At 58.6% G+C, this 25,631-nt stretch carries 19 protein-coding genes and 1 pseudogene; 11 read left to right on the top strand and 9 right to left on the bottom strand.

Annotation, left to right across the window (positions count from 1 at the left end):
• Positions 1-212: 212 nt before the first annotated feature.
• The gene (locus FJU08_RS13515; RefSeq protein ID WP_141149534.1) at positions 213-1,673 is read left to right on the top strand and encodes an MFS transporter; all 1,461 of its coding nucleotides are present in this window, start codon (positions 213-215) and stop codon (positions 1,671-1,673) included.
• Here FJU08_RS13515 and FJU08_RS13510 read toward each other — a convergent pair.
• From FJU08_RS13510 to FJU08_RS13490, 5 genes are all read right to left on the bottom strand, one after another.
• A complete protein-coding gene (locus FJU08_RS13510; protein ID WP_181409846.1) occupies positions 1,639-4,266 on the bottom strand; it encodes a bifunctional diguanylate cyclase/phosphodiesterase in 2,628 nt (875 codons plus the stop codon). The genes FJU08_RS13515 and FJU08_RS13510 overlap by 35 nt on opposite strands.
• Before the next feature lie 185 nt (positions 4,267-4,451).
• The gene (locus FJU08_RS13505; RefSeq protein ID WP_141149532.1) at positions 4,452-5,006 is read right to left on the bottom strand and encodes an RBBP9/YdeN family alpha/beta hydrolase; all 555 of its coding nucleotides are present in this window, start codon (positions 5,004-5,006) and stop codon (positions 4,452-4,454) included.
• 92 nt (positions 5,007-5,098) lie between these two features.
• Complete coding sequence (purB, locus tag FJU08_RS13500) at positions 5,099-6,406, bottom strand: adenylosuccinate lyase (protein WP_141149531.1); 1,308 nt, start codon at positions 6,404-6,406, stop codon at positions 5,099-5,101.
• A gap of 175 nt (positions 6,407-6,581) precedes the next feature.
• Complete coding sequence (rpe, locus tag FJU08_RS13495) at positions 6,582-7,247, bottom strand: ribulose-phosphate 3-epimerase (protein ID WP_141149530.1); 666 nt, start codon at positions 7,245-7,247, stop codon at positions 6,582-6,584.
• A 52-nt stretch (positions 7,248-7,299) separates the two neighbouring features.
• On the bottom strand, positions 7,300-8,406 hold the full coding sequence (locus FJU08_RS13490; protein ID WP_235890692.1) for an ABC transporter substrate-binding protein: 1,107 nt from the start codon (positions 8,404-8,406) through the stop codon (positions 7,300-7,302).
• 169 nt (positions 8,407-8,575) lie between these two features.
• Between FJU08_RS13490 and FJU08_RS13485 the strand changes: the two genes are divergently transcribed.
• Positions 8,576-9,076: a flavin reductase family protein gene (locus FJU08_RS13485; protein ID WP_235890691.1), complete on the top strand. Its 501-nt coding sequence runs from the start codon at positions 8,576-8,578 to the stop codon at positions 9,074-9,076.
• 298 nt (positions 9,077-9,374) lie between these two features.
• Here the strand turns inward: FJU08_RS13485 and FJU08_RS13480 are convergent, their stop codons facing one another.
• Both FJU08_RS13480 and bcp read right to left on the bottom strand, forming a co-directional pair.
• Positions 9,375-10,811: a DEAD/DEAH box helicase gene (locus FJU08_RS13480; RefSeq protein ID WP_141149529.1), complete on the bottom strand. Its 1,437-nt coding sequence runs from the start codon at positions 10,809-10,811 to the stop codon at positions 9,375-9,377.
• Between the two features lie 207 nt (positions 10,812-11,018).
• Positions 11,019-11,483, bottom strand: a complete 465-nt coding sequence (gene bcp, locus FJU08_RS13475) for a thioredoxin-dependent thiol peroxidase (RefSeq protein WP_141149528.1) — start codon at positions 11,481-11,483, stop codon at positions 11,019-11,021.
• A 1,472-nt stretch (positions 11,484-12,955) separates the two neighbouring features.
• Between bcp and FJU08_RS13470 the strand changes: the two are divergent.
• Positions 12,956-15,178 (top strand): annotated as a pseudogene (locus FJU08_RS13470) (YhdP family protein); the annotation flags it as partial.
• A 491-nt stretch (positions 15,179-15,669) separates the two neighbouring features.
• Here FJU08_RS13470 and tyrS read toward each other — a convergent pair.
• Positions 15,670-16,923 (bottom strand): tyrosine--tRNA ligase, encoded by a 1,254-nt coding sequence (tyrS, locus tag FJU08_RS13465; protein ID WP_141149526.1) that lies wholly within the window; start codon positions 16,921-16,923, stop codon positions 15,670-15,672.
• 140 nt (positions 16,924-17,063) lie between these two features.
• Here tyrS and FJU08_RS13460 point away from each other — a divergent pair, with 140 nt between their 5' ends.
• Positions 17,064-17,606, top strand: coding sequence for a GNAT family N-acetyltransferase (locus FJU08_RS13460; protein WP_141149525.1), 543 nt, complete (start codon positions 17,064-17,066; stop codon positions 17,604-17,606).
• A 52-nt stretch (positions 17,607-17,658) separates the two neighbouring features.
• Here FJU08_RS13460 and FJU08_RS13455 read toward each other — a convergent pair whose 3' ends face one another.
• Positions 17,659-18,336: an alpha/beta hydrolase gene (locus tag FJU08_RS13455; protein ID WP_141149524.1), complete on the bottom strand. Its 678-nt coding sequence runs from the start codon at positions 18,334-18,336 to the stop codon at positions 17,659-17,661.
• Positions 18,337-18,538: 202 nt separating this feature from the next.
• Between FJU08_RS13455 and FJU08_RS13450 the strand changes: the two genes are divergently transcribed.
• The 7 genes from FJU08_RS13450 (at position 18,539) to FJU08_RS13420 (ending at position 25,610) form a co-directional block, all read left to right on the top strand.
• The gene (locus tag FJU08_RS13450) at positions 18,539-19,705 is read left to right on the top strand and encodes a cysteine desulfurase family protein (protein WP_141149523.1); all 1,167 of its coding nucleotides are present in this window, start codon (positions 18,539-18,541) and stop codon (positions 19,703-19,705) included.
• Positions 19,706-19,948: 243 nt separating this feature from the next.
• Complete coding sequence (sufB, locus tag FJU08_RS13445; protein WP_141149522.1) at positions 19,949-21,439, top strand: Fe-S cluster assembly protein SufB; 1,491 nt, start codon at positions 19,949-19,951, stop codon at positions 21,437-21,439.
• Positions 21,439-21,921 (top strand): cupin domain-containing protein, encoded by a 483-nt coding sequence (locus FJU08_RS13440; RefSeq protein ID WP_141149521.1) that lies wholly within the window; start codon positions 21,439-21,441, stop codon positions 21,919-21,921. The genes sufB and FJU08_RS13440 overlap by 1 nt, the downstream gene beginning before the upstream one ends.
• 13 nt (positions 21,922-21,934) lie before the next feature.
• Entirely contained in the window at positions 21,935-22,690 is a 756-nt protein-coding gene (gene sufC / locus FJU08_RS13435) for a Fe-S cluster assembly ATPase SufC (RefSeq protein ID WP_141149520.1), read from the top strand.
• A 14-nt stretch (positions 22,691-22,704) separates the two neighbouring features.
• Positions 22,705-23,976 carry a Fe-S cluster assembly protein SufD gene (gene sufD, locus FJU08_RS13430; RefSeq protein ID WP_141149519.1) on the top strand — a complete coding sequence of 424 codons (1,272 nt, stop codon included), beginning with the start codon at positions 22,705-22,707 and terminating at the stop codon, positions 23,974-23,976.
• Complete coding sequence (locus FJU08_RS13425) at positions 23,969-25,219, top strand: cysteine desulfurase (protein ID WP_141149518.1); 1,251 nt, start codon at positions 23,969-23,971, stop codon at positions 25,217-25,219. The genes sufD and FJU08_RS13425 overlap by 8 nt, the downstream gene beginning before the upstream one ends.
• Positions 25,220-25,229: 10 nt before the next feature.
• The gene (locus FJU08_RS13420) at positions 25,230-25,610 is read left to right on the top strand and encodes an SUF system Fe-S cluster assembly protein (RefSeq protein WP_141149517.1); all 381 of its coding nucleotides are present in this window, start codon (positions 25,230-25,232) and stop codon (positions 25,608-25,610) included.
• The last annotated feature ends 21 nt before the right edge of the window (positions 25,611-25,631 follow it).

Here is a 25,631-nt window from a genome sequence, read left to right as displayed (position 1 = left end):
GCCGCTGTGCCGGGCTTTTTCGTGTCCGGCGCGCGGTGATTTGATCTGGCCCCTTGTGTTTTCGCAGCAGCGATGGTGAAAAGGGGCTCGAGGCTATCAGCGCCTTCCTGCCTGACCCCTCATCTCCGGCCATTGCCACTCCCCTTGCCGGTGCGCCACGCGCGGGAAACGCTTCTTTACGGGGCGTTTGAGACGAGATGGAAGACTGACACATGTTCGAGAGCGACAATGCTCGCTGGCTGGATCTTGCCCGCCCGCCTTATCTGGCGGTCACGACGATGATTTCGCTAGGTATTGGCCTTCTGGCCTTTAACAGTTTCCTTGTGTCGACGGCACTGCCAAGTGCGGTGGAGGAAGTTGGCGGCGCGGCGCTGATGTCGTGGTCGATCACGCTTTATCTTGTATTTTCGATTGTGGCTGGCGCAGGCTCTGCACTGGTCAAGCGCCGTTTCGGGGCGCGCCGCTCTCTGATCGCCGCCGCCTTCCTTTTCATCCTTGGTACCCTGCTGGCCGGTTTTGCGCCCTCCATGGAGGTGATCCTTCTGGGGCGCGTGTTGCAGGGCGCAGGCGAGGGGATCATTGCCGGCATTTCCTATGCGCTGATTCCCGCCTATTTTCCCTCCCGGCTGATTCCGCGGGTTTTCGCCACGGAAGCGCTGGTCTGGGCATTTTGCGGCTTTTCCGGGCCCTTCGTGGCCGGAGCGCTCACCGAATGGGTGTCATGGCGCTTCGCCTTTCTGATCAATGTCCCGGCCGCTCTGATCCTGATCGGGCTTGTCCTCATGGCTCCGCGCCAGCAGGATGAAGAGGCTGGTGATCCCGTTCCGCCACCCTTCCTGCGCCTGGGATTGCTTGGTATCGGCATGCTGCTCGTCAGTCTGATCGGGCTGGATGGACAGCCGCTTGCCAAGATCGGGCTGCTGGTCGCCGCCCTTGTGGTCATTGCGCTTGTCTTTGTGCTGGATCGGCGCTCGCGCTTTCCGGTCCTGCCGGATCAGGCTTTTTATCTCACAACGCCGCTTGGCCTCGGTCTCTGGACCGTGGTTCTCATGCCGCTCGCGCTGTCAGGCAATACGGTCTATGTCGTGTTTCTGCTGCAGGAGCTGAAGGGGTTGAGCCCGCTTGGCGCTGGCGGGATGAACGCACTGATGTCGCTGTCCTGGAGCCTTGCCGCAATTATTGTCTCGGGGATCGCCGATCGCGACTGGCAGCGCCGTCTGATCGCCATCGGTCCGCTGGTTCTGCTTGGCGGAAGCCTGGTCATGCTGCTTGCCTGGTGGCAGGAAAGTCTGGTGTTGATCGGGCTTGGCCAGATCTTTCTCGGTGCTGCCTTCGGGCTTAGCTGGGGCTATCTCAGTCAGGCGATGATGGATATTTCACCCGAATCCTCGCGTGACCGGACCTCGGTTTTCCTGCCGACATTGCAATCGGTCGGCTTTGCCTTCGGGGCTGCCTTTGCCGGCATTGTTGTCAATGCGCTGGGTTTTGCTGCCGATGCTGATCATGCCACGCTCAGGGTGGCGGCGCTCGGTCTCTATGGCTTTGCGGCATTTCTGGCCGTGCCGGGGGTCATCGCGGCGTTTCGTGTGATTGCCTTGCTCAAAGCACCGTCACCGTCTTCCGACGAGGCCGCTCTGGTCACGGCGTTGGCAAAGCAGAAGCCTCGCTTCTGAGCAATTCTGCGAGCGTGCCGGCTGAAACCGGTCTTGCAAGCGCAAAGCCCTGCAGCGCATCGCAGCCAAGTGCGCGCAGGATCTCTGCGTGTTCTTCCGTCTCGACGCCTTCAGCGATAACGCGGATATTGAGCGCCTGGGCGATATCGATGATTGCCTTGACGATCTGTCGTTGATCGGGTTTTGCCACCAGCGGGAAAATAAGCTCGCGGGCAATTTTCAGCGCTGACGGGGCGACTTTCAGCAGGCTGACGATCGAGGTGTAGCCGGTGCCGAAATCGTCAACCTCGATATTGACGCCAAGGTGTCCGAATTCTTTGAGGTTGAAAGCACAGATATCGTCGTAGCGATCAAGGAAGGTTGATTCCAGCAGCTCGAATGTCAGCATGCCCGGCGTTACGCCAAGTGCAATCAGGGAGTCGATCAGTGCCGGATCGCTGAGGCGACGCGGAGTAAGATTGACGGACATGCGTGGTGGCTTGAGACCGCCAGCCACAAAGCGCTGGTAGTCTTTTACCGTGCTTTCGAGGATACGCGCATCAATCATGCTCGTTACATTGAGCCTATCGGCAAGCGGAATGAAACTGTCGGCACTGGCAATCGTTCCATCGGGCTTCTGCCAGCGGGCCAGCACTTCAACGCCGCTGATGCGTCCGGTTCGGGCGTCAAATTGCGGCTGGTAGAAGGGTATGAATTCGTCACGGTCGATGGCGCGCAAGAGCGCATCGGCCCGCGCCTTGTCCTGCGCCGCGCGCTGGCGCTCGGTGCTGTCGTAGAGCGCGACGCAGTTTCGCCCCATGGATTTCGCCCGCAGCAAGGCGATATCGGCATTCTGCATTAGCTCGGTCGCGCTGAGGGTGACCGGCACTTCGCTGAGCGCAATCCCGATGCTGCCGCCAGGCCGCTCTTCACCATCGCCAGTCAGCACGGGCTTGGACAATTCAGCAATGATACGCCGTGCCAGGGCGATAAGTGCTGTACTGTCATCCTTGTAGCTGGCAATCATGATGAACTCGTCGCCGCTGACGCGGGCTACGAAATCATTGTGGCGGCAGAGGAAACGCAGCATCGATGCCGCACTGCGCAAGATATTGTCGCCAGTCACATGGCCATGGGTGTCGTTGATCGACTTGAAGCCGAAAATGTCGATGTGCAGCAAGGCGACACCAGTGGTATTGGCTGTGGCAATCTCAAGCCGGCGCTGTAGCTCAGCCTCAAGATAATTGCGATTGGGAAGGCCGGTGAGGTAGTCATGCAGAACGGCGTGTTCAACGTCGGAGCGGGCGCGATCAAGCTCGAAATTGCGGGCTTCTGCCAGCTGCTTCGCCGTCAGCAGTTCCTGGCGCAGGCGCGCCTCCTCGGTCACGTCCCAATTGACGCCGATAACGCGCTCCTGGCCATCTTCACCGCGGTAGCGCCGCATGCGCGAGTGAATGTGGCGTAGCGCCTTGTCGTTCTCGCGATAGATCCGATAGTCATCGGAGATTGTCACGTCAAAGGGCTCGCCGTCATGGCCGTGGCGTTCAATGCGGGCAACATCTTCGGGAAGGGTCAGACTGCGCCAGCGCGTGTGGCTGACGGTATCGGGGTGATCGTCGATGCCGTAAATTGTCAGCATACGTTCGTCCCAGAAACCGTCACGGCTCATGGCATCAATGTCAAAGATGCCGATCTGTGAGGTTTCCAGCGCCAGTTCGAGCTTGCGCGTGGTGTTTTGCAGCAGGGCTTCTGCTTCCTTACGCTCCGTGATGTCCCTGTCGGTGCCGATGATCCGCGAAGGGCGACCGTCATCGTAGAATTCCACCGCATCGCCGCGACACTCGATCCAGATGTAGTGGCCGTCGGCATGCTTCTCGCGATATTCGAAATTCATAAAGGCAGGGTTGCCGATCTGCTGCTGCTGAATGGCATAGCGAACCCGCACCCTGTCGTCAGGGTGAAGCTGGTTGAGCCAGTCTTCGGTCGTGGCAAAGGGCATCGTGCTCGACAAAGCGGTGAGGCCACGCATCTGGTGCCAGGTTGGTGAATAGTATTTTTCGCCGGTGCGGTAGTTGTGGTCCCATACCCCGAGGCCGGAAGACATAAGGGCAAAGTTCCAGCGTTTGGCGCGCTTGGTCGCGTCCCGCTCCAGAATGCCCTCGGCGTCGAGTTCGCAGATATGCAGCAAAATGCGGCGTTGCGGGGCTGTTGTACCGGAAAGGCTCAGCGGGGCGGCAAGGGCCAGCACCGAGCGGCTGTTCTGCGCCGGCCTGTCGAGGCGGGTGATGATGTAGCGGGCCTTCTCATCGCGCCGTCCGATCCTGCGAAGAAAGCTGGTAAAGGCAACACGGTCCTCGGGATGGACTGCTGCGGCAAGTCCTATGACCTCGTCCTTGACCGGTTGAAACAGGTAGGTAAAGGCCGTGTTGGCACCGAGAACATCCAGCGAATCAGCATCAATAAGGGCAAATCCGATTGGCGAGCGCCCAAGTATAACCTCTGCGAAACCGAGATTGTCGCGCAGAAAATCCTCCAACGGTTCGGCAATCGATGACGTGATCACAGTTTCTCCGGCCAGAACACCCGCTTTTATCCCTTCGGAGTAAACGAACATGACTGGCTTTCGTTCCCGGAAAAGGGCAAGGCCAAAAAAGTTCGCCATCCGCAAGGGATGATACCAACAGTATAAATCGGCAGGTCGCCCCGCCCTTCGCCAATTGTACGCAATTGGTCAAAGTAGTGGAGCCGAATTGGCAACGGAAGTCAATTGTGGGTTTTTTTGCCGCTTATGCCGAAAGATCAAGCAGGCAGGCTGGCTAGGAAGCGGGCGAACATCAACGTTCCTTCGGGCCAGGGACCAAAACCGGCCTGCTCATTGACGTGTCCGGCGTCGCCGACATCGTGAAATTGCGAACCCCAGGCATTGGCGAGCGCGCCCGCATGGTCGAAAGCGCCGAAGGGATCATTGCGGCTGGCAATCAGGATGCTCGGAAAGGGCAGGGGATCGCGCGGGTAGGGACCGAAGGTCATCAGGTGTTTCGGACGGATTTTCGGATTGTCCGTCTCCGGCGGTGCGACCAGAAAGGCGCCTGCGATTTTTTTCTCAAAAGCAGGGATGGAATGAACCACGGTCGGGATGCCGAGTGAGTGGGCCACCAGCACGACGGGCCGTTCAGCGCGATTGACCTCCTCGACAAGTTTTGCCGTCCAGTCTTCAAAGACGGGCTTCGACCAGGCTTCCTGCTCAACGCGCCGGGCGGTCGAAAGCCTGTTCTGCCATCGTGTCTGCCAATGTCCGGGGCCGGAATTGGTGTAACCTGGAACGATGAGGATTTCCGCTTCTGAGACTTTCATGATGTCGAATGCTTTGGTTTTCTGTTGCCATTCAGTGTGGGGCGGCGTGCTGAGACCGCCCCTACTGACTTTTAATCAGTCGGTTCTGGCTGTCACGCCTCACCGAAGACACGACGGAAAATCGTGTCGACATGCTTGGTATGATAACCGAGGTCGAACTTTTCGCGGATCACCTCTTCGCTCAGCGCCTTGCGCACATCTTCGTCTGCCAGCAGTTCTTCGAGGAAATCCTTGCCCTGTTCCCAGACCTTCATGGCGTTGCGCTGAACCAGGCGATAGGCGTCCTCACGCGAGACACCGGCCTGGGTCAGTGCGAGAAGCACGCGCTGGGAATGGACAAGGCCGCGGAACTTGTTGAGGTTCTGCATCATATGCTCGGGATAGACCAGCAGCTTGTCGATGACGCCGGTGAGTCGCGCCAGCGCGAAATCAAGCGTAACGGTCGCATCCGGGCCGATCATGCGTTCGACGGAAGAATGCGAGATATCGCGTTCATGCCACAATGCGACATTTTCCATAGCTGGCAGGGCATAGCCGCGGACCATGCGCGCAAGGCCGGTCAGGTTTTCGGTCAGCACCGGATTGCGCTTGTGCGGCATGGCTGACGAGCCCTTCTGGCCCGGCGAGAAATATTCCTCCGCTTCCAGCACTTCGGTGCGCTGCAAATGGCGGATCTCGATGGAGAGACGTTCAACCGAAGATGCGATGACGCCAAGCGTTGCGAAGAACATGGCGTGGCGGTCGCGCGGAATGACCTGGGTGGAAACCGGCTCGGCCTTCAGCCCCAGGGCTTCGGCGACATGTTCCTCGACACGCGGATCGATATTGGCGAAGGTGCCGACAGCGCCCGAAATCGCGCAGGTGGCAATTTCCTCGCGGGCAGCGACCAGACGGTCCCGGCAGCGGGAAAATTCTGCATAGGCCTGGGCCAGCTTGACGCCGAAGGTCGTCGGCTCGGCATGAATACCGTGCGAACGGCCAATGGTGACAGTATCCTTGTGTTCAAACGCGCGGCGCTTGAGGGCTGCAAGCAGCCCGTCGAGATCTTCCAGCAGCAGGTCGCTGGCGCGCACCAGCTGCACATTGAAGCAGGTGTCGAGCACATCCGACGAGGTCATGCCCTGATGGACAAAGCGGGCATCGGGACCGACGATCTCTGCCAGATGGGTGAGGAAGGCGATGACATCATGCTTGGTGACGGCCTCGATCTCGTCAATGCGGGCAACATCGAAGGTCGCAGCATTTCCCTTTTCCCAGATCGTCTTCGCCGCGCTTTCGGGGATGACGCCGATCTCGGCAAGTGCAGTACAGGCATGCGCCTCGATCTCGAACCAGATCCGGAACTTGGTTTCCGGAGACCAGATCGCGGTCATTTGGGGGCGGGAATAGCGCGGGATCATGGGTCTTGTCCTTGTCAGCAGCTTCTTTGCGTTGCGCTTAGCAAAGTCGGGCCATGCTTTCAACGCGAGAAGCCATGCCCGGCCGGTCAGCAGGCGGAAATCACGCATGTTTCCCGCCTGCTGCGTCCGTTTCCTTGCCTTTTTGCGCTAAGGTTAAGGCAAAAAGGCAGCCGCCTTAGCGGCAGGCGGCCCGGATCGCCTCAATGGCGGGGGCGTAGCTGCCATTTTCCGGGCGGCCGAAAATGGCCGAGCCGGCGACAAGCGCGTTGGCACCAGCCTCGGTAACGGCACCGGCCGTATCGGGCGCAATGCCGCCATCAACCTCGAGATCGATCGGCCGGTCACCGATCAGTGCATTGGCCTGACGGATCTTTTCCAGCGTTGCCGGAATGAATTTCTGGCCACCGAAACCGGGATTGACGGTCATGATCAGGATCAGGTCGACGTCATCAATCACATTCTCGATCGCTGAAACCGGCGTGGCCGGGTTCAGCGCGACGCCGGCCTTCTTGCCGAGCTGTCGCACGGTCTGCAACGAGCGGTGCAGATGCGGGCCGGCCTCGGCGTGGACTGTGATGTAGTCGCAGCCAGCCTTGGCAAAGGCTTCGATATAGGGATCGGCAGGTGCGATCATCAAATGGCAGTCAAACACCGCATCTGTATAGGGGCGCAGCGCTTTGATGACCGCAGGACCGAAAGTGATGTTGGGAACGAAATGGCCGTCCATGATATCGAGATGAACCCAGTCGGCGCCCTGATCGATGACGGTTTTTACTTCATCGCCAAGGCGGGCGAAATCCGCCGAAAGGATCGACGGGGCAATATAGGTCGGGCGTTTCATCTTGGCACTCCAGAGGTGGATAGGGCTCTTTCCGGTCCGAAGCCGGCGAGCCTTACTGCTGATTTTTGCCGCTGGCAACGGGCACGAAATGGTCGTTTTGCCATTGCTGCAGCGTGAAGGAATTGCGGTTGAGATCGCTGTCCTCGCCAAAGACAACTTTGCCCATGGCAGTATCGAATGTGCCATTGGCCAGGATCGGGGTGAGGGCGTCAGGCTTGCCTTTTGCCGCCTGAGCTGTCTTGGCGGCAATCTCCACCGCTGCGGCTGCGGGAATGACATAGCCTTCGACGACGATATTGGCTTTTTCCGCCGCAGCGGCGATCGTTTTTGCCGGTGGCAGCTGAGCATAGACGGGCAGCGCCATCGCCTGCACGCCGTTCTCAAGGGCAACCGGTTCATTCTGGGCGCGCATGGAATCGCCTCCCATAATGGTCAGATCCGCCCCGGCGTTCCGCGCGTCGCGAGCGATGATTGCAATATCATTGCGGTCTCCGCCGATGAAGATATTGGTTGCTCCGACCTGGGCGAGACGTCTGACGAGCGAGCGCTGTTGCTCCTGTGCCGGGCGGAATGTGTCAATCAGGACTGGCTTCAGGCCAGCACTTTCCAGCGTGTTGCGAATGGTGTTGACGCTTTCGCGATAGGAAATTGTTCCATCATCCAGAAGGGCTACCGGCTTGCCGGCCCAGCGTTTCAGAAGAAGCTGGGCGATGGCTGCGGGCTGCTCCTGCTCGTCGGGTGCCAGACGAAACATCGGCCAGCCATTCTTTCTGGCATCATTCATTAACGGCGATGAGCGCACTGAAACGGTAATGGCCGGGATTTTCGCTTGGGCAAGGCCGGGCAAGGCAGCATCAAGCGTTTCGGAACAGAGAAAGCCGATTGCGATCTCCGCGCCGGCCTTGATCAGTGCGGGCGCCACGTCGGTACCGCTATTGTCGCAGGGTTCGTCAATGAAGGCGAGTTTGACGCCGGATTGTGCGGCCTGAAGGCGTGCGCCGTCTTCAATCTGCTGACCAAGAATGGCATAGGGCCCCGATTGCGGTGCAACGACGCCAATCACGGTCTGGTTCTGGGCGGCGAATGCCTGCGGGCCGGCCGACAGCGTCATGGCAAGCAACCAGCAGGTGTGAAACAGGGCGCGACTGGATTTCATCATACGGGCCGTCTTGCTCAAGCGTGCTGTTCATCTTCCGGTTCGTTTCTGTCATACCCCTTGCCATGGCCGGGAGCAACGCCGTAAGTAGGCCAGCCACGTCAAAGCGCCGGCCGAACGGGCGACTAGAAATGACAAGACGAAGTTTTCAAGCTTCCAGCGGAGTGAAATCTTGACCAACGACACATCGTCGCTTTCCAGCCGTTATCGGGATGCCATGGCGCATTACGCCGGGCATGTTCAGGTTGTTACCACGGCATCCGGCGGGGCATTGCGCGGGGTGACGGCAACGGCCTGCTGTTCCGTATCCGATGATCCGCCCACCGTGCTGGCCTGTGTCAATCGTCACAATGCCCGCAATGTGATCTTTCAGGAGAGTGGCAATTTTGCCGTCAATAGCCTGTCGAGTGAACAGCAGCCATTGGCTGATCTCTTTTCCGGGCGCACAGGTGTCGAAAATGACGAACGCTTTGATCATGCGGTCTGGGAATATGGCGTTTCCGGTGCGCCGATCCTTGCAGGCACCATGGCCACATTCGACTGCCAGTTGATCGAAGCCCGGGAAATGGCGACCCATTTTGTGCTGTTCGGTGCTGTTCAGGATGTGCGGATCGGTTCGGATCGCGAGCCGCTTCTTTACTTTGGTCGGGCCTATCGCCGGTTGGTAATTTGATGATCGTCATTTTGTTGGCTGATTTTGGTCAAAAAATAGACTTGACCAAAAAAGAGGCGAGTTTTAAGATCGGGGCATATTACAACGAGTAACAAATATGTCTGTTTCTATCGCCTTTTTGATGAAGCTAGGCCTATTCTAGCAATATTGCATCGCCTGCATCCTATTTGACCATGCAATTAGAACCGCCATTCGCTCCCAGAATGGCGGTTCTTTCTTGTGTCTGTGCAATTGGGAGCATCGGGCGAAAAGGTAGACGCCGGTTTTTCGCCAAACGGATGCTCTCGGCAATGCTTGATCAGGCCTTGGCGCCGATCAGCATGAAGGCGGGGATATCGTCGCCAAAGCCGACCGGTGTCGGCTCGTCATCGCGATCGCGGCGGCGCGAACGGCTGCGGTCATCATTTGCTGCGCGCGCTTTGCTGCTGCGCGTTTCAGATGATTTCTGTCGTGTCACGGATTTCTCCTCGGCTTCAGCCTGTTTGGGGGCTGCTGCCTTGCTCGCCTTCTTCTCGGTGCTTTCGGGTGTCTTGGCGGATTTGTCTGCGCCTTTGCCACGGCGGGTCCGGGGCTTGGGGGCCTCTTCCTCTTCGGCACCAAGTGTCGAGAGGTCGCCATCCAGCCAGTCGATCTTGCGGTCGATCAGTTTCTCAATTGCATCCAACGGCTTCACATCCTTGCGGGTGACGATGGTAAACGCCGAGCCCTTGCGTCCCGCGCGGCCGGTGCGGCCAATCCGGTGCACATAGTCTTCGGCATGAATGGGAACATCGAAATTGAAGACGTGGCTGACATCGGGGATATCGAGACCACGGGCGGCGACATCGGATGCGACCAGCAATGGCAGTTTCCCGTCACGGAAATTCTGCAGGATCGTGGTTCGCGAATGCTGATCCATGTCGCCATGGAGCGCGCCGGCCGAATAGCCGTGGCGCTGAAGCGAGCGCAGGAGATCGGCAACCGATTTCTTACGGTTGCAGAAAATGATGGCGTTCTTGAGTTCGCTTTGGGTGTCGATCAGCGAGCGCAGGGTTGAACGCTTTTCGTAATCCTTGACACCGGAAGCCACGACCTTCTGCTCTACCGTTGCGGCTGTCGAGGACGGCGGAGCGACCTCGATGCGGGTCGGATTCTGCAGGAAGCGGTCGGCAAGGCCCTGAATTTCCGGCGGCATCGTCGCAGAAAAGAACAAGGTTTGCCGCGTGAACGGGATCATCTTGGCGATGCGCTCGATGTCAGGAATAAAGCCCATGTCAAGCATGCGGTCAGCTTCATCAATGACGAGGATTTCGACGCCGGTCATCAAAAGTTTGCCGCGTTCGGCGTGGTCAAGCAGGCGGCCAGGTGTGCAGATCAGCACATCGGCGCCGCGCTCAAGCTTGCGGTCCTGTTCATCGAAGGACACGCCGCCGATCAGAAGCGCAACGTTCAGCTTGTGGTTCTTGCCGTATTTGTCGAAATTCTCGGCAACCTGGGCAGCCAGTTCGCGCGTCGGCTCAAGGATGAGCGTGCGGGGCATGCGTGCCCTTGCCCGGCCGCGCTCAAGCAGCGTCAGCATCGGCAAAACGAAGGAGGCGGTTTTACCCGTGCCTGTCTGCGCGATGCCACAGACATCGCGGCGCTCAAGCGCAACAGGGATGGCGCCCGCCTGGATCGGCGTCGGATCGGTGTAGCCGGCATCGGCCACGGCAGACAATACTTTGGGGCTGAGCCCAAGTTCCGAAAATGAGGTCAAAGGGAAACGTGTTCCGTGCTGTTTGTCACAAACCTGACGGATAAGGACTACCGCCATGCGAATTCACCAGCGCGGCTTATTATCAAATCACCGTAAAGTCAAGGAAAGTCGGCGGCTTCGCTTTATCTGGCTGTCAGATAGCTGCTTGTGTGCGGCAGGCTGGCTACAGTGTCAGCAGGCGCGTACCGCCGGCTTGCTTTACTGGCGTTATCCTTCGGTGATGGCAGCCAGAACGGCATCTGCATGACCATCGACCTTCACCTTGGCGAAGACCTTGACGATCCTGCCCTCTGGCGAGATGAGAAAGGTCGAGCGTTCAATGCCCATATAGGTTTTGCCATACATGCTTTTCTGTTTCCAAACACCATAGGCCTGGGCTACGGCATGGTCCTCATCGGCACCGAGCAGGACGGTGAGCGCATGCTTGTCAGCAAAGCGGGCGTGGCTCCTGGCGCTGTCGGGCGATATGCCGAGCACCACCGCATTGGCTGCCGCAAAGGCATCGGCTCTGGCGGTGAAATCGATGGCCTCAATTGTGCAGCCCTTTGTGTTGTCTTTGGGGTAAAAATAGAGCACCAGGTATTTGCCTTGCGCATCCTTGAGGCTGAAGCTTCCCTCAGCCAGCGGCACGGAAAAGTCGGGGGCAACATCGTTCGGCTTCAATTCTGTCATAAAATGTCTCCTGTTCAGGCTGCATTCAATTTCAATGTTCAAAAAATGTTACGCTGAACGTCGGGTTTCGGATTATCGTTTCGAGGCCTGAATCACATGCCGGACTTAAATCTGGTCATTTATATTTGGCATCATTGCGGCCATGCCTTAGGTCATGGGCGTGGAATCAGTTTCGGCGGCGACTGATAGAAACAAGTTCTGGATTGTGAGTCTTGGGTAAAAAACGGGGCGACGATAGATTTATACGGGGGGAGAAGACGCATTTTTCGCGTCGTGAAAGGCCCGCCCTGCATCATTTTCCCTCTGCACGGGCAGAAAAGCCGCTCATCGTTCGCTCCCGTCCGCGTCGCGGGATAGCACATGCCTGCGCGCGCTATATGGCGCACATCACGCTTGCGCTCGTTATCCTGATTGCCGCCATTGTCTATGTGATAGAAAGCGGCAGTGTTGACCGCTATCTCACCGAAAAGGCGCGCCAGCAGATCGGCCGCGCGATCTCGCCCGTTTATCATGCAGAGCTTGAAGCCTCGACGCTGAGACTCGGTGAGGGGTTGAAGCTGGAGCTCACGGTCAACGGTGTCTCGATCCGCTCGGCTGCGCATGAGCGTGTTGCCGATGTTCAGGAAATCGCGCTGGCCATCAATCCGCTGCGTCTCCTGATCGGCCAGCTGTCGATCAATTCCGTTTCTGTAAAAGGCGTGCGTTTCGATCCATCAGCTCTGCCTGAGGCCGGTCCCTTTCGCCTGACCGACCACCGGGTTGACGGGTTTCCCGTGCTGGTCGAGCAGATTTTCGATCAGACAGATTTGATTCGCGGTGTTCTGGAAACAGCGGAAACGCAGGAAATCGCCATAAGCGATCTGCGCTTTCCGCTTCCCAGCGCCACACCTGATCAGAGTGTCGATATCAATCTGCGCCAGGTGGAAATCCAGCTTATGGCCGGCGGTGTGCTGCGTGTTGACGGCCAGGTCGCGCTGGATGGCACCGTGTCCGGTGTGACTGCGGAAGCAGTCGCAAGGGACGGACGCACCGAAACACTTCAGGCCGAGGTCACCAATCTTCTCGTCACGCCGTTTCTTTTGAGGAAGAATAAAGAGGGAGAACCGGATATCGGGGTTGAGGCGACCACCGATGTTGCGGTTCAGCTCAAGCGCGCTGACGGGGACAAAAAATCCGATGCTCTGGTTGGACTTCATGTCAAAAGCGGGCGTTTCGTTGCCGATCGGATCGCTCGTCCCTTTAGCAATGCTCAGCTGAACTTAAGCTTCGACAATAACAAGAAGTCATTCGAACTCTCTGATTCTTCGATCAATTTTGATGGTAGCTATTTCCCGTTTTCGGGCGGTATCATCGATCTGGACCACATAAAACCGGATGCGGCCGGTGCTTTCGGCGTCGATTTTCTGGTCAGCGGGGGACAGTTCAAATCCCGTGAGCCGGGGCTTCCGCCGCTGCTTTTCGATGCGCAGGTCAGTGGTGCCTATCGTGCCGATGAGAAGGCGCTTGATCTTGACCGCATCATGGTGACAAGCCCGCAGGGCAATATGGATGGAGCCTTTACCGCAGTCTTCGGCGATGCAAGCCCGGCCTTGACCTTCAACGCCTCCATCGATGCGATGGATACCGAGGCCGTGAAGCAGATGTGGCCGTTCTGGATTGCGCGCAAACCGCGCGAATGGGTGACGGCCAATATCGGCGGAGGGCGGATTTCCAACGGCACGATCATGGTCGATATTCCTGCCGGCCGGATAGAGGGTGAGGGCATCCCGCTCAATCTCGGCAGCGACGAGTTGAAGATCGACTTTGATATTGACAAGTCGCGCCTGACGATCAAACCGACATTTCCTGATGTCATCGGTGCCTCCGCCCATGTGCTGATCGATGGGGAAAGGCTGAATGTTGCCATCCGATCGGGCTATTTTGATCTGGGCAATCAGGGAACAGTAGCCATCAGTGACGGGACTTTTGAGATTGCCGACACATCTCTGCATCCACCGGTGGGCAGGGTCGATGCGCTTTTGAGCGGGCAGGCACGCGCGATCGTGCAGTTGGCTGCCGATCCGCCGATCAATGCACTGGACAAGACCGATTTCACGCCTGCCGATTTTACCGGAACGGGCAGCGCGAGGGTGCGCGCCGAATTGCCAATCACGATCGATGACGGCACGTCCGAGCCGGATGATGGTCAGTTGCCGCGTTCATGGAGTGTTGACGCCGATCTCACTGATGTTGCCGTGGCAAAGCCGATTGATGGCCACACCGTCAGCAATATCGATGGCAAGCTTTCTATCGTTCCGGGCAAGCTGGCGCTGAAGGGGAAGGCTGCGGTCGATGGCGTTGCAATTGATATCGACTGGAGCCTGCCACTGGATAGCGAGGCGGGCTCAGCCTCGCTCAATATTGGCGGGACGCTGAGCGAGGCGCAGCGCGAAGCGATGTATCCCGGCCTGTCGACGATCCTGAAGGGGCCTGTTTCCATAGAAGCGAGCAGCAAGGGGAATGACGGCCAGGTGGTCTCGCTTGACCTGACCAAGTCAACCATGGTGCTGCCCTGGATCGGTTGGCAGAAACCTGCGGGCCAGAGCGCAAAACTGCGCTTCACGCTCAAGGCTGGCGATGGCGGCGTGAACCAGCTGAGCGATCTACAATTGTCGGGCAGCGGCCTTGCTGCGGCCGGTACGATCACCCTGGACAAGGAGGGCCTCAGCTCGCTCGACTTGTCGCATGTCAGCCTTACTGCGGATGATGACTTCAACGTCAGCATCAAGCGGGTGGAAGGCAATCTGGTCGTCAATGTATCCGGCAAGCGGTTTTCGGCTGAGCCGATGTTGTCCACCATCAAAAAGGACGGCCATCTGCCGACTGATGGCGGTAGCGGTGATGCCAAGCGCAAGAACGGTGCCGCTGGCAGTTCCGCTACGGATAATGTCTCGGTGTCAATTGCACTTGACCGCATCATGGGGCTTGGCGGGCGCTATATTGACCAGTCAAAGGGCTCGCTTTCCGTCGTGAACGGCGACGTTGATACGGCTGCATTGGGCGCACTTACTGCCACGGGCAAGTCCGTGTCCCTGCAGGTGGCGCCAACCGGGGATGGACGGCACGTCGTCAAACTCAACACTGACGGGGCGGGTTCATTGCTGCGCTTTCTTGGTGTCTATCCCAAGATGAGCGGCGGGCAGCTTGCCCTCAATATGATCGAGGCCGGCGGGAACTGGAGCGGCAATGTTGAAATCGAGGATTTTCGCATTATCGATGATGACCAGCTGAAGACTTTCCTGTCCGCGCCGTCCGGCCGTAACGGGCAGAGCCTCAATGCGCGCTTCAACAATCGGATCAATAGCAGCAATCAGCATTTTCAGCGTGCTTCGATCGATCTGGTCTATGCGCAGGGCGTGCTGCAAATCAACAATGGCGTATTGCGTGGCGAGCAGGTTGGGGCAACCTTCAAGGGGGTGGCGCGCGATGCTGCGGGCAATATCGACATGACCGGTACATTCATGCCGGCCTATGGCTTGAACCGGATCTTTGCAGAAATTCCGATCATCGGGCCAATCCTTGGCAATGGCAATGACAAGGGCCTGTTCGGGATTACCTTCAAGCTCACCGGCAAGAGCGAGAAGCCGCAGCTGGTGATCAACCCGCTCTCGGCGATTGCGCCAGGCGTGTTCCGCAAGATATTCGAATTTCAGTAGGCGCTGAGTGGCGGTGCCGTTCAAGAAGTAAGGCGCTTTCCGTGCCCCTTCAGGCTGCTGACAAACCGCCTCCCTTTTTTTCTGACGTCATGCCTGTGCTTGGTCCACAGGTATCCAGCCGCCGTGCGTCTGCGCGGCGAAAGACTCTGTCTATTCTATGCCTTATGGATCTGGATCCCCGTGGACCAAGCACGGGGATGACGACGGAGGGAGGGGCTACTCCACCTCAAACATGCAATATGAGTGGCTTTGTCAGGCGTCATCCTCGGCCTTGCGCCGAGGATCTGATCACCGTTCCACACGGTTGGCGCGTTCGTTGCACAAATTATTGTTTTTTTAACGGCTTTTATCCGAGGCGACGTCTCGTGTGATTGTGTGCTTGGATGCTCGGGACAAGCCCGAGCATGACGGCAGCGAACGGGAACGAGATTTGTCAACACGCTGAAGGGGCGCTTGCGGCGCCCCTTTACGATTTGTGCGATGTCTGAAACTCAGACCGGTTTGATCAGCACATGCTTCTTCTTGCCCAGCGAGATCTTGATCACCCCTTCGCCGGTCACTTCGCCGGTACCGACCATCAGGCGGTCATCGGAGACAGGCTTGTCGTTGAGCTTGACCGCACCGCCCTTGATGTGGCGGCGCGCTTCGCCATTGGAGGCGGCAAGCTCGGCCTGAACCAGAAGCGTCAGAATGCCGAGGCCGCCTTCGAGTTCGCCTGCCGCAACCTCGATTGTCGGCAGGTTGTCGCCATGCGCGCCTTCTTCGAAGGTTTTGCGCGCGGTTTCGGCAGCCTGTTCGGCGGCGTCGCGGCCATGCAGCATGGCGGTGACTTCCGTGGCCAGGATCTTCTTGACCTCGTTGATTTCCGCACCGCCAAGGGCAGAAAGACGGGCAATCTCGTCCATCGGCAGCGTCGTATAGAGCTTCAGGAAGCGCGACACATCGGCGTCTTCGGTGTTACGCCAGAACTGCCAGAAATCGTAGGCGGAGAGCATGTCGGGGTTGAGCCAGACAGCACCGGAGGCCGACTTGCCCATCTTGGCGCCCGACGAGGTGGTCAAAAGCGGCGCCGTCAGCGCGTAGAGCTGCGGCGTATCCATCCGGTGGCCAAGGTCGATACCATTGACGATATTGCCCCACTGATCAGAGCCGCCCATCTGCAGCCTGCAGCCGGTGCGCTGGTAGAGCTCGACGAAGTCATAGGCCTGGAGGATCATGTAGTTGAATTCCAGGAAGGACAGTGACTGTTCGCGGTCAAGGCGCGTCTTGACGCTGTCGAAGGACAGCATGCGGTTGACAGAGAAATGGCGTCCGACATCGCGCAGGAATTCGAGATAGTTGATCTCGCGCAGCCAGTCGGCATTATTGATCATCAGTGCCGGGCTGTCGCTGCGGTCATAGTCGAGGTAATTGGCGAAGACCCGTTTGATCGAAGCGATATTGTCCTCGATCATATCGATGGTCATCAGCTTGCGTGCCTCATCCTTGAAGGAGGGATCGCCGACCATGCCGGTACCACCGCCCATCAGCGAGATCGGCTGGTGGCCGCTCTTCTGGAACCAGTGCAGCAGCATGATCTGGATCAGCGACCCGGCATGCAGGCTTGGCGCCGTCGGGTCGAAGCCGATATAGGCCGTGACCTGCTCCTTCGCCAGAAGGTCATCAAGGCCGCTTTCATCGGAGATCTGATGAACGAAGCCGCGCTCTGATAGCGTGTGCAGGAATTCGGATTTAAACGTCGACATGGCCCAATCTTTTCGTTGATGTGTCCTGTTTGGTGCGGAACCGCCGCGCTTTAGCACGGTTTTCCCATGCTGTGCACCTGTTTTACGGGCGAAACTTGGGCTATTGCTGTCGCATTCAGTCCAGCCAAAGCAGACCTCCCATGCCCTTTGTGATTCCCGACCATCCCGTTCTTCAAAGCGAACGCTTCTGCTACGCGGTTTTTGCGCCGGAGGATGCCGCGATGCTGGCTGGTCTCCACTCAGATCCTGAGGGGGAGCGCTATCTGTTTCGCGATGGCATGATCTGGAGCGAAGATTATGCGGCATCTGAAATTGCCAAGTGGCGTCAGACCTTTATCGATCACGGCTACAGCAAGTTCAAGATTATCCGGAAAGCGGACGGGGCCTTTGTCGGGCGCGCCGGTTTCGGCTATCTCGAAGATGAAGGCGTTGCCGAGCTCGGCTACACGATTGCAAAGGCACAATGGGGGAATGGCTATGCGCGCGAAGCTGCAGCGGCGCTGGCACGATGGTTCCTGGCCCATGGCTGCGGCGAGCGTTTCATCGCTTTCGCCGTGCCGGAAAACGCGCCCTCGGTCGCGGTCTTGCGCAGGATCGGCATGCGCGAGACCGCGCCACTGACCGTCAAGGGGATCGTCTGCACCAGCTTTGAGATGACGCGCGGTGATCTGGCTGCGCAATAAATGAAAACGGCCGGGCAGAGCCGGCCGTGTCAAATCATCTGTTGCCTTCGTCTCAGCGGATGCGCTTCGGCGCAGGTTCGGGCGTCAGTTCGCCATCAAGCCGGCGGTCGAGATAATCCTCGCATTCAGACAGCAGCTCGTCGCTCTTGCCGGCGAAGAAGTGGTTGGCACCGGTGATCACCTTCTGGGTGATGAGAATGCCCTTCTGCGCCTTCAGCTTTTCCACAAGCCCGTTGACATCACGCTGCGGCGCGACCTTGTCGGCATCGCCGTGGATGATCAGGCCCGAAGACGGGCAGGGCGCCAGGAAGGAGAAGTCATAGATATTGGGCTGCGGCGCAATCGACATGAAGCCTTCGATTTCCGGGCGGCGCATCAAGAGCTGCATGCCGATCCAGGAACCGAAGGAATAGCCGGCGACCCAGCAGGTCTTCGAATCAGGATGCAGGCTCTGCACCCAGTCGAGCGCGGCAGCGGCATCCGACAATTCGCCAAGACCGTGGTCGAACTCGCCCTGGCTGCGGCCGATGCCGCGGAAATTGAAGCGCAGCGTGGTAAAACCGCGCTTCTGGAACATGTAGAAGAGCTCGTAGACGATCGGATTGTTCATCGTACCGCCAAACCGCGGATGCGGGTGCAGGACGATGGCAATCGGCGCGTTCTTCTCCTTGGACGGCTGGTAACGGCCCTCAAGGCGACCGGCCGGACCGTTGAAAATCACTTCAGGCATTGGCTCTCCGGAAAGGGTTCTCTTGTTTCGAACCGGTTAGCAGGAAAGTTGACTTGACTGTGATGGTCATCTTTTCTACAAATCAGTTTAGAACAATTCAAAAAGTCTGGCGCAAGCGCCATGGCTCACATAGGACAGGCGGCATGGTAATATCAAGGAAAATGCGCCATATCTCCGTTCTGAAGACTGGAAATCGGACAAAATGAGCATGTCGCGAACCTATCTCGACTGGAATGCAACGGCGATGCTTTTACCGGAAGCGCGCGCGGCTGCCATTGAAGGTCTCGATCTTGCCGGCAATGCATCCTCGGTCCATCGCGAGGGACGAGCCGTTCGGGCGCGGGTTGAAGCGGCCCGGCGGGCGGTCGGTGAGTTGGTGGAGGCTGATTCCGCACATGTCATTTTTACCGCCGGTGCCACGGAAGCATCGAACCTTGTTTTGACACCCGATTTTCGCATGGGGCGCTCGCCGGTCCGCCTTGGCGGCGTTTATGTTTCGGCGATCGAGCATCCGGCGATTTTCGAAGGTGGCCGTTTCGGCGGTGATCAGCGTCATGAAATACCGGTTCTGGCTGATGGCCGCGTGGATCTTGCTGCCCTTGAGGCGCTGCTGGCGACCCATGACAGGTCGAAGGGGCTGGCCATGGTGGCAATCATGCTGGTCTCCAACGAGACGGGCGTTATCCAGCCGGTGAAAAAGGCGGCCGAAATCGTTCACGCCCATGGCGGGCTTCTGGTCGTCGATGCGGTTCAGGCGGTCGGGCGTATTCCGGTTTCGATTGAAGATATCGGTGCAGATTTCCTGATCCTGTCGAGCCACAAGATCGGCGGGCCTAAGGGAATTGGCGCGCTGGTCAGCCGTGGCGAGACGCTGATGCCCGCACCGCTGGTGCGTGGCGGTGGACAGGAAAAGGGCCATCATTCCGGTACGGAAAATGTCCCGGCGATACTCGGTTTCGGTGCTGCTGCCGAATTTGCGGCAGTGGGGCTTGATGCGCGCAATCAGCGCATCGAAGGTCTGCGAAACCGGCTGGAAGCGGCTATGCGTGACCTGGCGCCGGATCTGGTGATCCATGGCGCGGCCAGTCCGCGCGTGGCCAATACCAGCTATTTCACACTGCCGGGCCTGAAGGCTGAAACGGGGCAGATCGCCTTTGATCTCGAAGGGATTGCGCTTTCGGCAGGTTCGGCCTGCTCATCCGGCAAGGTCGGCGAGAGCCATGTTCTGAAGGCCATGGGCGAGGATGCGCGCCAGGGCGCGCTACGAATTTCGCTCGGTTGGGAGACCGGCGATGATGATGTCGATGCAGCGATTGCGGCTTTCACGCGCATTGCCGGGCGGCTGAAACCGTCCGGGAAGGCAGCCTGAGGGCCAAAACGTCTGAATGCGATGCGGCAAGGGGTTAACAATTATCACTTGTCTCATTAAATGAAGCGGTAGGCACCGCTTGGAGCGCCGCGTGGCTTTGCAGATGACGCGGGAACACGCTCGAATAGTTAAGACTTTGCGCAGCATTCCGGGGTGGGTGGGCGATTTCGTCCAACCGGATGATTATGCAAGAAACACGAGAAGCCGCCGGACCTTGAATCCGGTATAAAGTGGAGTGATGATATGGCTGCCGTGAAGGAGACCGTCGATCAGGTCAAACAGATCGACGTTGATCAATATAAGTATGGTTTTGAGACCATGATCGAGGTGGACAAGGCCCCCAAGGGCCTGTCCGAAGACATTATCCGCTTCATCTCGCACAAGAAAAGCGAGCCGGACTGGATGCTGGAATGGCGGCTGGAAGCCTATCAGCGCTGGCTGTCGATGGAAGAACCCAGCTGGGCGCGCGTCGATTATCCGAAAATCGATTTCAACGACTATTACTACTATGCCGCGCCGAAATCCGTGACCGGGCCGAAGACGCTGGATGAAGTCGATCCGGAGCTTCTCGCGACCTATGAGAAACTCGGCATCCCGCTGAAGGAGCAGGAGATCCTGGCCGGCGTGCAGCAGCCGCAGCACCAGTCGACAACAGGCAAGGTTGCTGTCGATGCGGTGTTCGATTCGGTCTCTGTTGTCACCACCTTCAAGAAGGAACTCGCCAAGGCCGGCGTGATCTTCATGTCGATCTCCGAGGCGATCCGGGAATATCCCGATCTGGTGAGGAAATATCTCGGCTCGGTCGTTCCGCAGACCGATAATTTCTATGCGACGCTGAATTCGGCCGTCTTTACCGATGGGTCCTTCGTCTTCGTGCCCAAGGGCGTTCGCTGCCCGATGGAGCTGTCGACCTATTTCCGCATCAATGAGAAGAACACCGGCCAGTTCGAGCGCACGCTGATCATTGCCGAAGAAGGGGCCTATGTCTCCTATCTCGAGGGCTGCACGGCGCCGCAGCGCGACGAGAACCAGCTTCATGCCGCCGTGGTCGAGCTGATCGCGCTTGATGATGCCGAGATCAAATATTCCACCGTCCAGAACTGGTATCCGGGCGACAAGGACGGCAAGGGCGGTATCTATAATTTCGTCACCAAGCGCGGTGATTGCCGCGGCAAGAACTCCAAGATTTCCTGGACCCAGGTGGAAACCGGTTCGGCGATTACCTGGAAATACCCGTCCTGCATCCTGCGCGGCGACAATTCGCGCGGCGAATTCTACTCGATCGCCGTTTCCAACGGCCATCAGCAGATCGACAGCGGCACCAAGATGATCCATCTCGGCAAGAACACGTCGAGCCGCATCATCTCCAAGGGTATTTCGGCGGGTTTTTCCAACAATACCTATCGCGGTCAGGTTTCGGCCCACCGCCGGGCGGAGAATGCCCGCAATTTCACCCAGTGCGACAGCCTGCTGATCGGTGACAAATGCGGCGCGCATACGGTTCCCTATATCGAGGCCGGCAATGCATCCGCGCGCTTCGAGCATGAGGCGACGACGTCGAAGATTTCCGAGGATCAGCTGTTTTACTGCATGCAGCGCGGCATTCCCGAAGAAGAGGCGATCGCGCTGATCGTCAACGGCTTCGTCCGCGAGGTTATTCAGGAGCTGCCGATGGAATTCGCCGTCGAAGCGCAGAAGCTGATTGGCATCTCGCTGGAAGGGAGTGTCGGCTGATGAGGCCGGTCGTCAATATCGATGAGGTTCCGCTCATCGAGGCTTCAGCCGGCACGTTGTTTGCCGAGCGATACGCGCCTCTCGGCAGTGTCATCGGCGCAAGGAAGCTGGGCTATAACCTGACGATCGTTCCCCCGGGAAAGCGCTGCTGCCCGTTTCATAACCACCATACCCGGGAAGAGATGTTTTTCATCCTTTCAGGGGAAGGGACCTATCGTTATGGCGGTGAACATTTCCCGGTTCGCGCCGGTGATATTCTCTCTGCCCCGGCCGGTGGCCGCGAAACGGCGCACCATCTGATCAATACCGGAACACAGGACCTGAAATATCTCTGTGTTTCGACGATGCAAGAACCCGACCTTTGCGAGTACCCGGACTCTGACAAGTTTCTGGTGAGCTCGCGTCAGGACGGTTCAGACGAACCCTTTAGATTCATCGGCCGCAAGGCCGCCAGCCTCGATTATTTCGACGGCGAGATTTGACAGGACTTTAACCATGCTTGAGATCAAGAACCTGCATGCCCGTATTGCCGATGAAGGCACCGAAATCATCCGTGGCCTGAGCCTCACCATTCAGGACGGCGAGGTTGCCGCCATCATGGGGCCGAACGGCTCCGGCAAGTCGACACTCTCCTACATCCTCTCCGGTCGCGATGACTATGAGGTGACCGAGGGGGAGATCCTGTTCAACGGCGAAAACATCCTTGAACTGGACGCCGCTGAGCGCGCCGCCAAGGGCATTTTCCTGGCCTTCCAGTATCCGGTCGAGATCCCGGGTGTTGCCACCATGCAGTTCCTCAAGGTGGCGATCAACGAACAGCGCAAGGCACGCGGCGAGGCCGAGCTTTCGACGCCGGACTTCATCCGCAAGGTCAAGGCCGGTGCCGCTGAACTGAAAATCGATTTCGACATGCTGAAGCGTCCGCTCAATGTCGGCTTTTCCGGCGGCGAGAAGAAGCGCGCCGAAATCCTGCAGATGGCGCTTCTGGAGCCGAAGCTCTGCGTGCTTGACGAAACCGATTCGGGCCTCGATATCGACGCGCTGAAGATCGTCGCTGACGGTGTGAATGCGCTGCGCTCGCCGACCCGCTCGACCATGGTGATTACCCATTATCAGCGCCTGCTCGATTACATCGTGCCGGACACGGTCCATGTTCTCTACAAGGGTCAGATCATCAAGACCGGCGACAAGAGCCTGGCGCTGGAACTGGAAGCCAATGGCTATGCCGATATCATTGGTGCTGCGGCCTGAGCCGGGAGGGCGTGATGAATATGCAGAAAACCACGACGCTGACGGCGGCCGAACAGGCATTGATCGCCTCTTTCGGCGCAAAGCTCGGTGAACTGCCGGGCGATGCCGACGTCACTACGGCGCGCGACCGTCTTGTCAGTGCGCTTTCCACCACCGGTCTGCCGACACGGCGTGTCGAGGCCTGGCATTACACGGATCTGAAAAGCCTGCTGCGCGCCATTCCCGAAGCCGATGGCGAGAGTGTCGGTGGTGTTGCGCCGCTGCTGCAAGGCGCTTCCGTGCTGAAGCTCAACAATGGCGCCGCCCGCGAAACAGCCCTTGAGGGCGGTGTCTCGGTGAAGACGCTTGCCGATGTTATCGGCGAGGGCGGCTATGCCGAGGCGCTCGCTGTCTCGCGTCGCGATGATGCGATTTCGATGATCAATGGCGCATTGGTCAGCGATGGCTATGTCGTCGACGTGCCGGAAGGGGCAGCACTTGCCACGCCGGTGGAAATTCAGGCGGTTCACAGCGGCGGCCAGACCCATACCCGCAATGCGGTGACCATTGGCGACGGCGCTTCTGCAACGCTGGTGGAACAGCATTTTGCACCGGGGGATGCCCCGGCGCTTGTCAGCGCCGTAACAGCGCTTACCCTCGGCAAGGACACCGAGGTGACCTATATCATCCTGCAACGTCAGGGCGCAGCCGATACGCATCTCGGCAAGCTGAAGATTTCGCTTGGCGACAACGCGAAGCTGAAGCTTCTGGTGGTCAATGCCGGCGGCAAGCTGGTGCGCCAGGAGATTGATTGCGATGTGGTGGGCGAGGGGGCCGATCTGATGCTGCGCGGCGTCAATCTGCTCGGTGGCGATACCCATACCGACATCACCTTCACGCTCGGCCACAACGTGCCCAACACGACCTCGACCGAGACGATCCGCAATGTGGTGTTCGACCGTGCCCGCGGCGTCTTCCAGGGCATGATCCGGGTGGCGCCCGATGCGCAGAAGGTTGATGCCAAGATGGCCTGCAACACGCTGCTGATGACCGATGACGGTTCCTTCTCCGCCAAGCCGGAGTTGGAAATCTTTGCCGATGACGTGCAGTGCGGCCATGGCGCGACCGTCACCGATCTGGATCCCGTTCACCTCTATTACATGATGGCGCGCGGTATCCCGGAAAAGGTGGCCCGCGGCCTGTTGATCAATGCCTTCCTGGCAGAGATCGTCGAGGAACTGGAAAGCGAAGCGATCTCCGAGGCTGTCGAGGCGATCATCGCGGATTGGCTGGAGCGTCATGAATGAGGCTGTTTTAAAGGCGGGGTCACCCGCCTATGATGTTGAGGCGATCCGGGCGGATTTTCCGATCCTTGCGCGCGAGGTCTATGGCAAGCCGCTGGTCTATCTCGACAACGGCGCATCCGCACAGAAGCCGCAGGCTGTGATTGACGCGGTGTCCAATGCCTATGCCCACGAATATGCCAATGTGCATCGCGGCCTGCATTTTCTGTCCAATGCGGCAACCGATGCCTATGAGGCGGCGCGCGAGAAGGTGCGCCGTTTCCTCAATGCGCCATCCGTTGATGATATCGTCTTTACCAAGTCGTCCACCGAAGCGATCAACACGGTCGCCTATGGCTGGGCGATGGACAATATCGGAGAGGGCGACGAGATCGTCATCTCGATCATGGAGCATCACGCCAATATCGTGCCGTGGCATTTTGTGCGCGAGCGCAAGGGTGCCAAGCTCGTCTGGGCGCCGGTCGATGATGAGGGCGTGTTCCATATCGAGGATTTCGAGAAGTGCCTGACGGAGCGGACCAAGCTCGTCGCGCTGACGCATATGTCGAACGCGCTCGGCACGGTCGTCGATGTCAAGGAAGTCTGCCGTATCGCCCATGAACGTGGCATTCCGGTGCTGATCGACGGGTCGCAGGGCGCGGTTCACATGCCGGTCGATGTGCAGGATATCGATTGCGACTGGTACGCGGTGACCGGTCACAAGCTCTACGGTCCCTCCGGCATTGGCGTGCTTTACGGCAAGGCCGAGCGACTGGCATCGATGCGTCCGTTTCAGGGTGGCGGCGAGATGATCGGCGAGGTTTCGCTTGATCGTATTACCTATGCGGAGCCGCCGCATCGCTTCGAAGCGGGAACGCCGCCAATCGTCCAGGCGATCGGGCTTGGTGTCGCGCTTGATTACATGGAAGGCGTCGGCCGCGCTGCGATTGCTGAACACGAGGCTTCGCTGACCGCCTATGCGCGCGAGCAGCTGTCGCATGTGAATGCGCTGAAGGTTTTCGGCAATGCGCCGGACAAGGGCGGCATCTTTTCCTTCGCCATTGAAGGCATTCATGCGCATGACATTTCCACGATTATTGACCGGCGCGGCGTGGCTGTCAGGGCCGGTACCCATTGCGCCCAGCCGTTGCTCACCCGTTTCGGTGTGACCTCGACATGCCGCGCATCTTTCGGCATGTATAATACAAAGGCCGAGGTCGATGCATTGGTCGAGGCTCTCGACTATGCGCGATCTTTCTTCGCCTGAGGAGCATTTCATGGCAGTTGAAGAGCCCGATCATCGGGAAGAGTTGAAGCTTGAAGACAATGGATCGGCAATCCCGGCCGAGGAACTGGCACGCCTTGGCGATGATATCGTCTCGGCGCTGAAGACGGTCTATGACCCGGAAATTCCTGCCGATATCTTCGAGCTTGGCCTGATCTACAAGATCGATATCGAGGACGACCGCATGGTGAAGATCGCCATGACGCTGACCGCGCCCGGTTGCCCGGTTGCCGGTGAAATGCCGGCCTGGGTCGAAAATGCCGTTGGTGCCGTCGAAGGCGTGTCCGGTGTCGAGGTCGAGATGACCTTTGACCCGCCGTGGACGCCGGACCGTATGTCGGAAGAAGCCAAGGTTGCCGTCGGCTGGTATTGACCGGCCGGCTTTCAGCACACA

Origin of the sequence: Martelella alba, from assembly GCF_006516955.1 — a bacterium.
In the GTDB taxonomy this organism is placed as follows: Bacteria; Pseudomonadota; Alphaproteobacteria; order Rhizobiales; family Rhizobiaceae; genus Martelella; species Martelella alba.
This window is presented reverse-complemented; position numbering and strand designations above follow the sequence as displayed.

Bases quoted from the DNA above. Each gene is read 5' to 3' on its own strand.
- FJU08_RS13515 (WP_141149534.1), top strand. From the start codon at position 213: ATGTTCGAGAGCGACAATGCTCGCTGGCTGGATCTTGCCCGCCCGCCT.
- FJU08_RS13510 (WP_181409846.1), bottom strand. From the start codon at position 4,266: ATGTTCGTTTACTCCGAAGGGATAAAAGCGGGTGTTCTGGCCGGAGAA.
- FJU08_RS13505 (WP_141149532.1), bottom strand. From the start codon at position 5,006: ATGAAAGTCTCAGAAGCGGAAATCCTCATCGTTCCAGGTTACACCAAT.
- purB (WP_141149531.1), bottom strand. From the start codon at position 6,406: ATGATCCCGCGCTATTCCCGCCCCCAAATGACCGCGATCTGGTCTCCG.
- rpe (WP_141149530.1), bottom strand. From the start codon at position 7,247: ATGAAACGCCCGACCTATATTGCCCCGTCGATCCTTTCGGCGGATTTC.
- FJU08_RS13490 (WP_235890692.1), bottom strand. From the start codon at position 8,406: ATGATGAAATCCAGTCGCGCCCTGTTTCACACCTGCTGGTTGCTTGCC.
- bcp (WP_141149528.1), bottom strand. From the start codon at position 11,483: ATGACAGAATTGAAGCCGAACGATGTTGCCCCCGACTTTTCCGTGCCG.
- tyrS (WP_141149526.1), bottom strand. From the start codon at position 16,923: ATGTCGACGTTTAAATCCGAATTCCTGCACACGCTATCAGAGCGCGGC.
- FJU08_RS13460 (WP_141149525.1), top strand. From the start codon at position 17,064: ATGCCCTTTGTGATTCCCGACCATCCCGTTCTTCAAAGCGAACGCTTC.
- FJU08_RS13455 (WP_141149524.1), bottom strand. From the start codon at position 18,336: ATGCCTGAAGTGATTTTCAACGGTCCGGCCGGTCGCCTTGAGGGCCGT.
- FJU08_RS13450 (WP_141149523.1), top strand. From the start codon at position 18,539: ATGAGCATGTCGCGAACCTATCTCGACTGGAATGCAACGGCGATGCTT.
- sufB (WP_141149522.1), top strand. From the start codon at position 19,949: ATGGCTGCCGTGAAGGAGACCGTCGATCAGGTCAAACAGATCGACGTT.
- FJU08_RS13440 (WP_141149521.1), top strand. From the start codon at position 21,439: ATGAGGCCGGTCGTCAATATCGATGAGGTTCCGCTCATCGAGGCTTCA.
- sufC (WP_141149520.1), top strand. From the start codon at position 21,935: ATGCTTGAGATCAAGAACCTGCATGCCCGTATTGCCGATGAAGGCACC.
- sufD (WP_141149519.1), top strand. From the start codon at position 22,705: ATGAATATGCAGAAAACCACGACGCTGACGGCGGCCGAACAGGCATTG.
- FJU08_RS13425 (WP_141149518.1), top strand. From the start codon at position 23,969: ATGAATGAGGCTGTTTTAAAGGCGGGGTCACCCGCCTATGATGTTGAG.
- FJU08_RS13420 (WP_141149517.1), top strand. From the start codon at position 25,230: ATGGCAGTTGAAGAGCCCGATCATCGGGAAGAGTTGAAGCTTGAAGAC.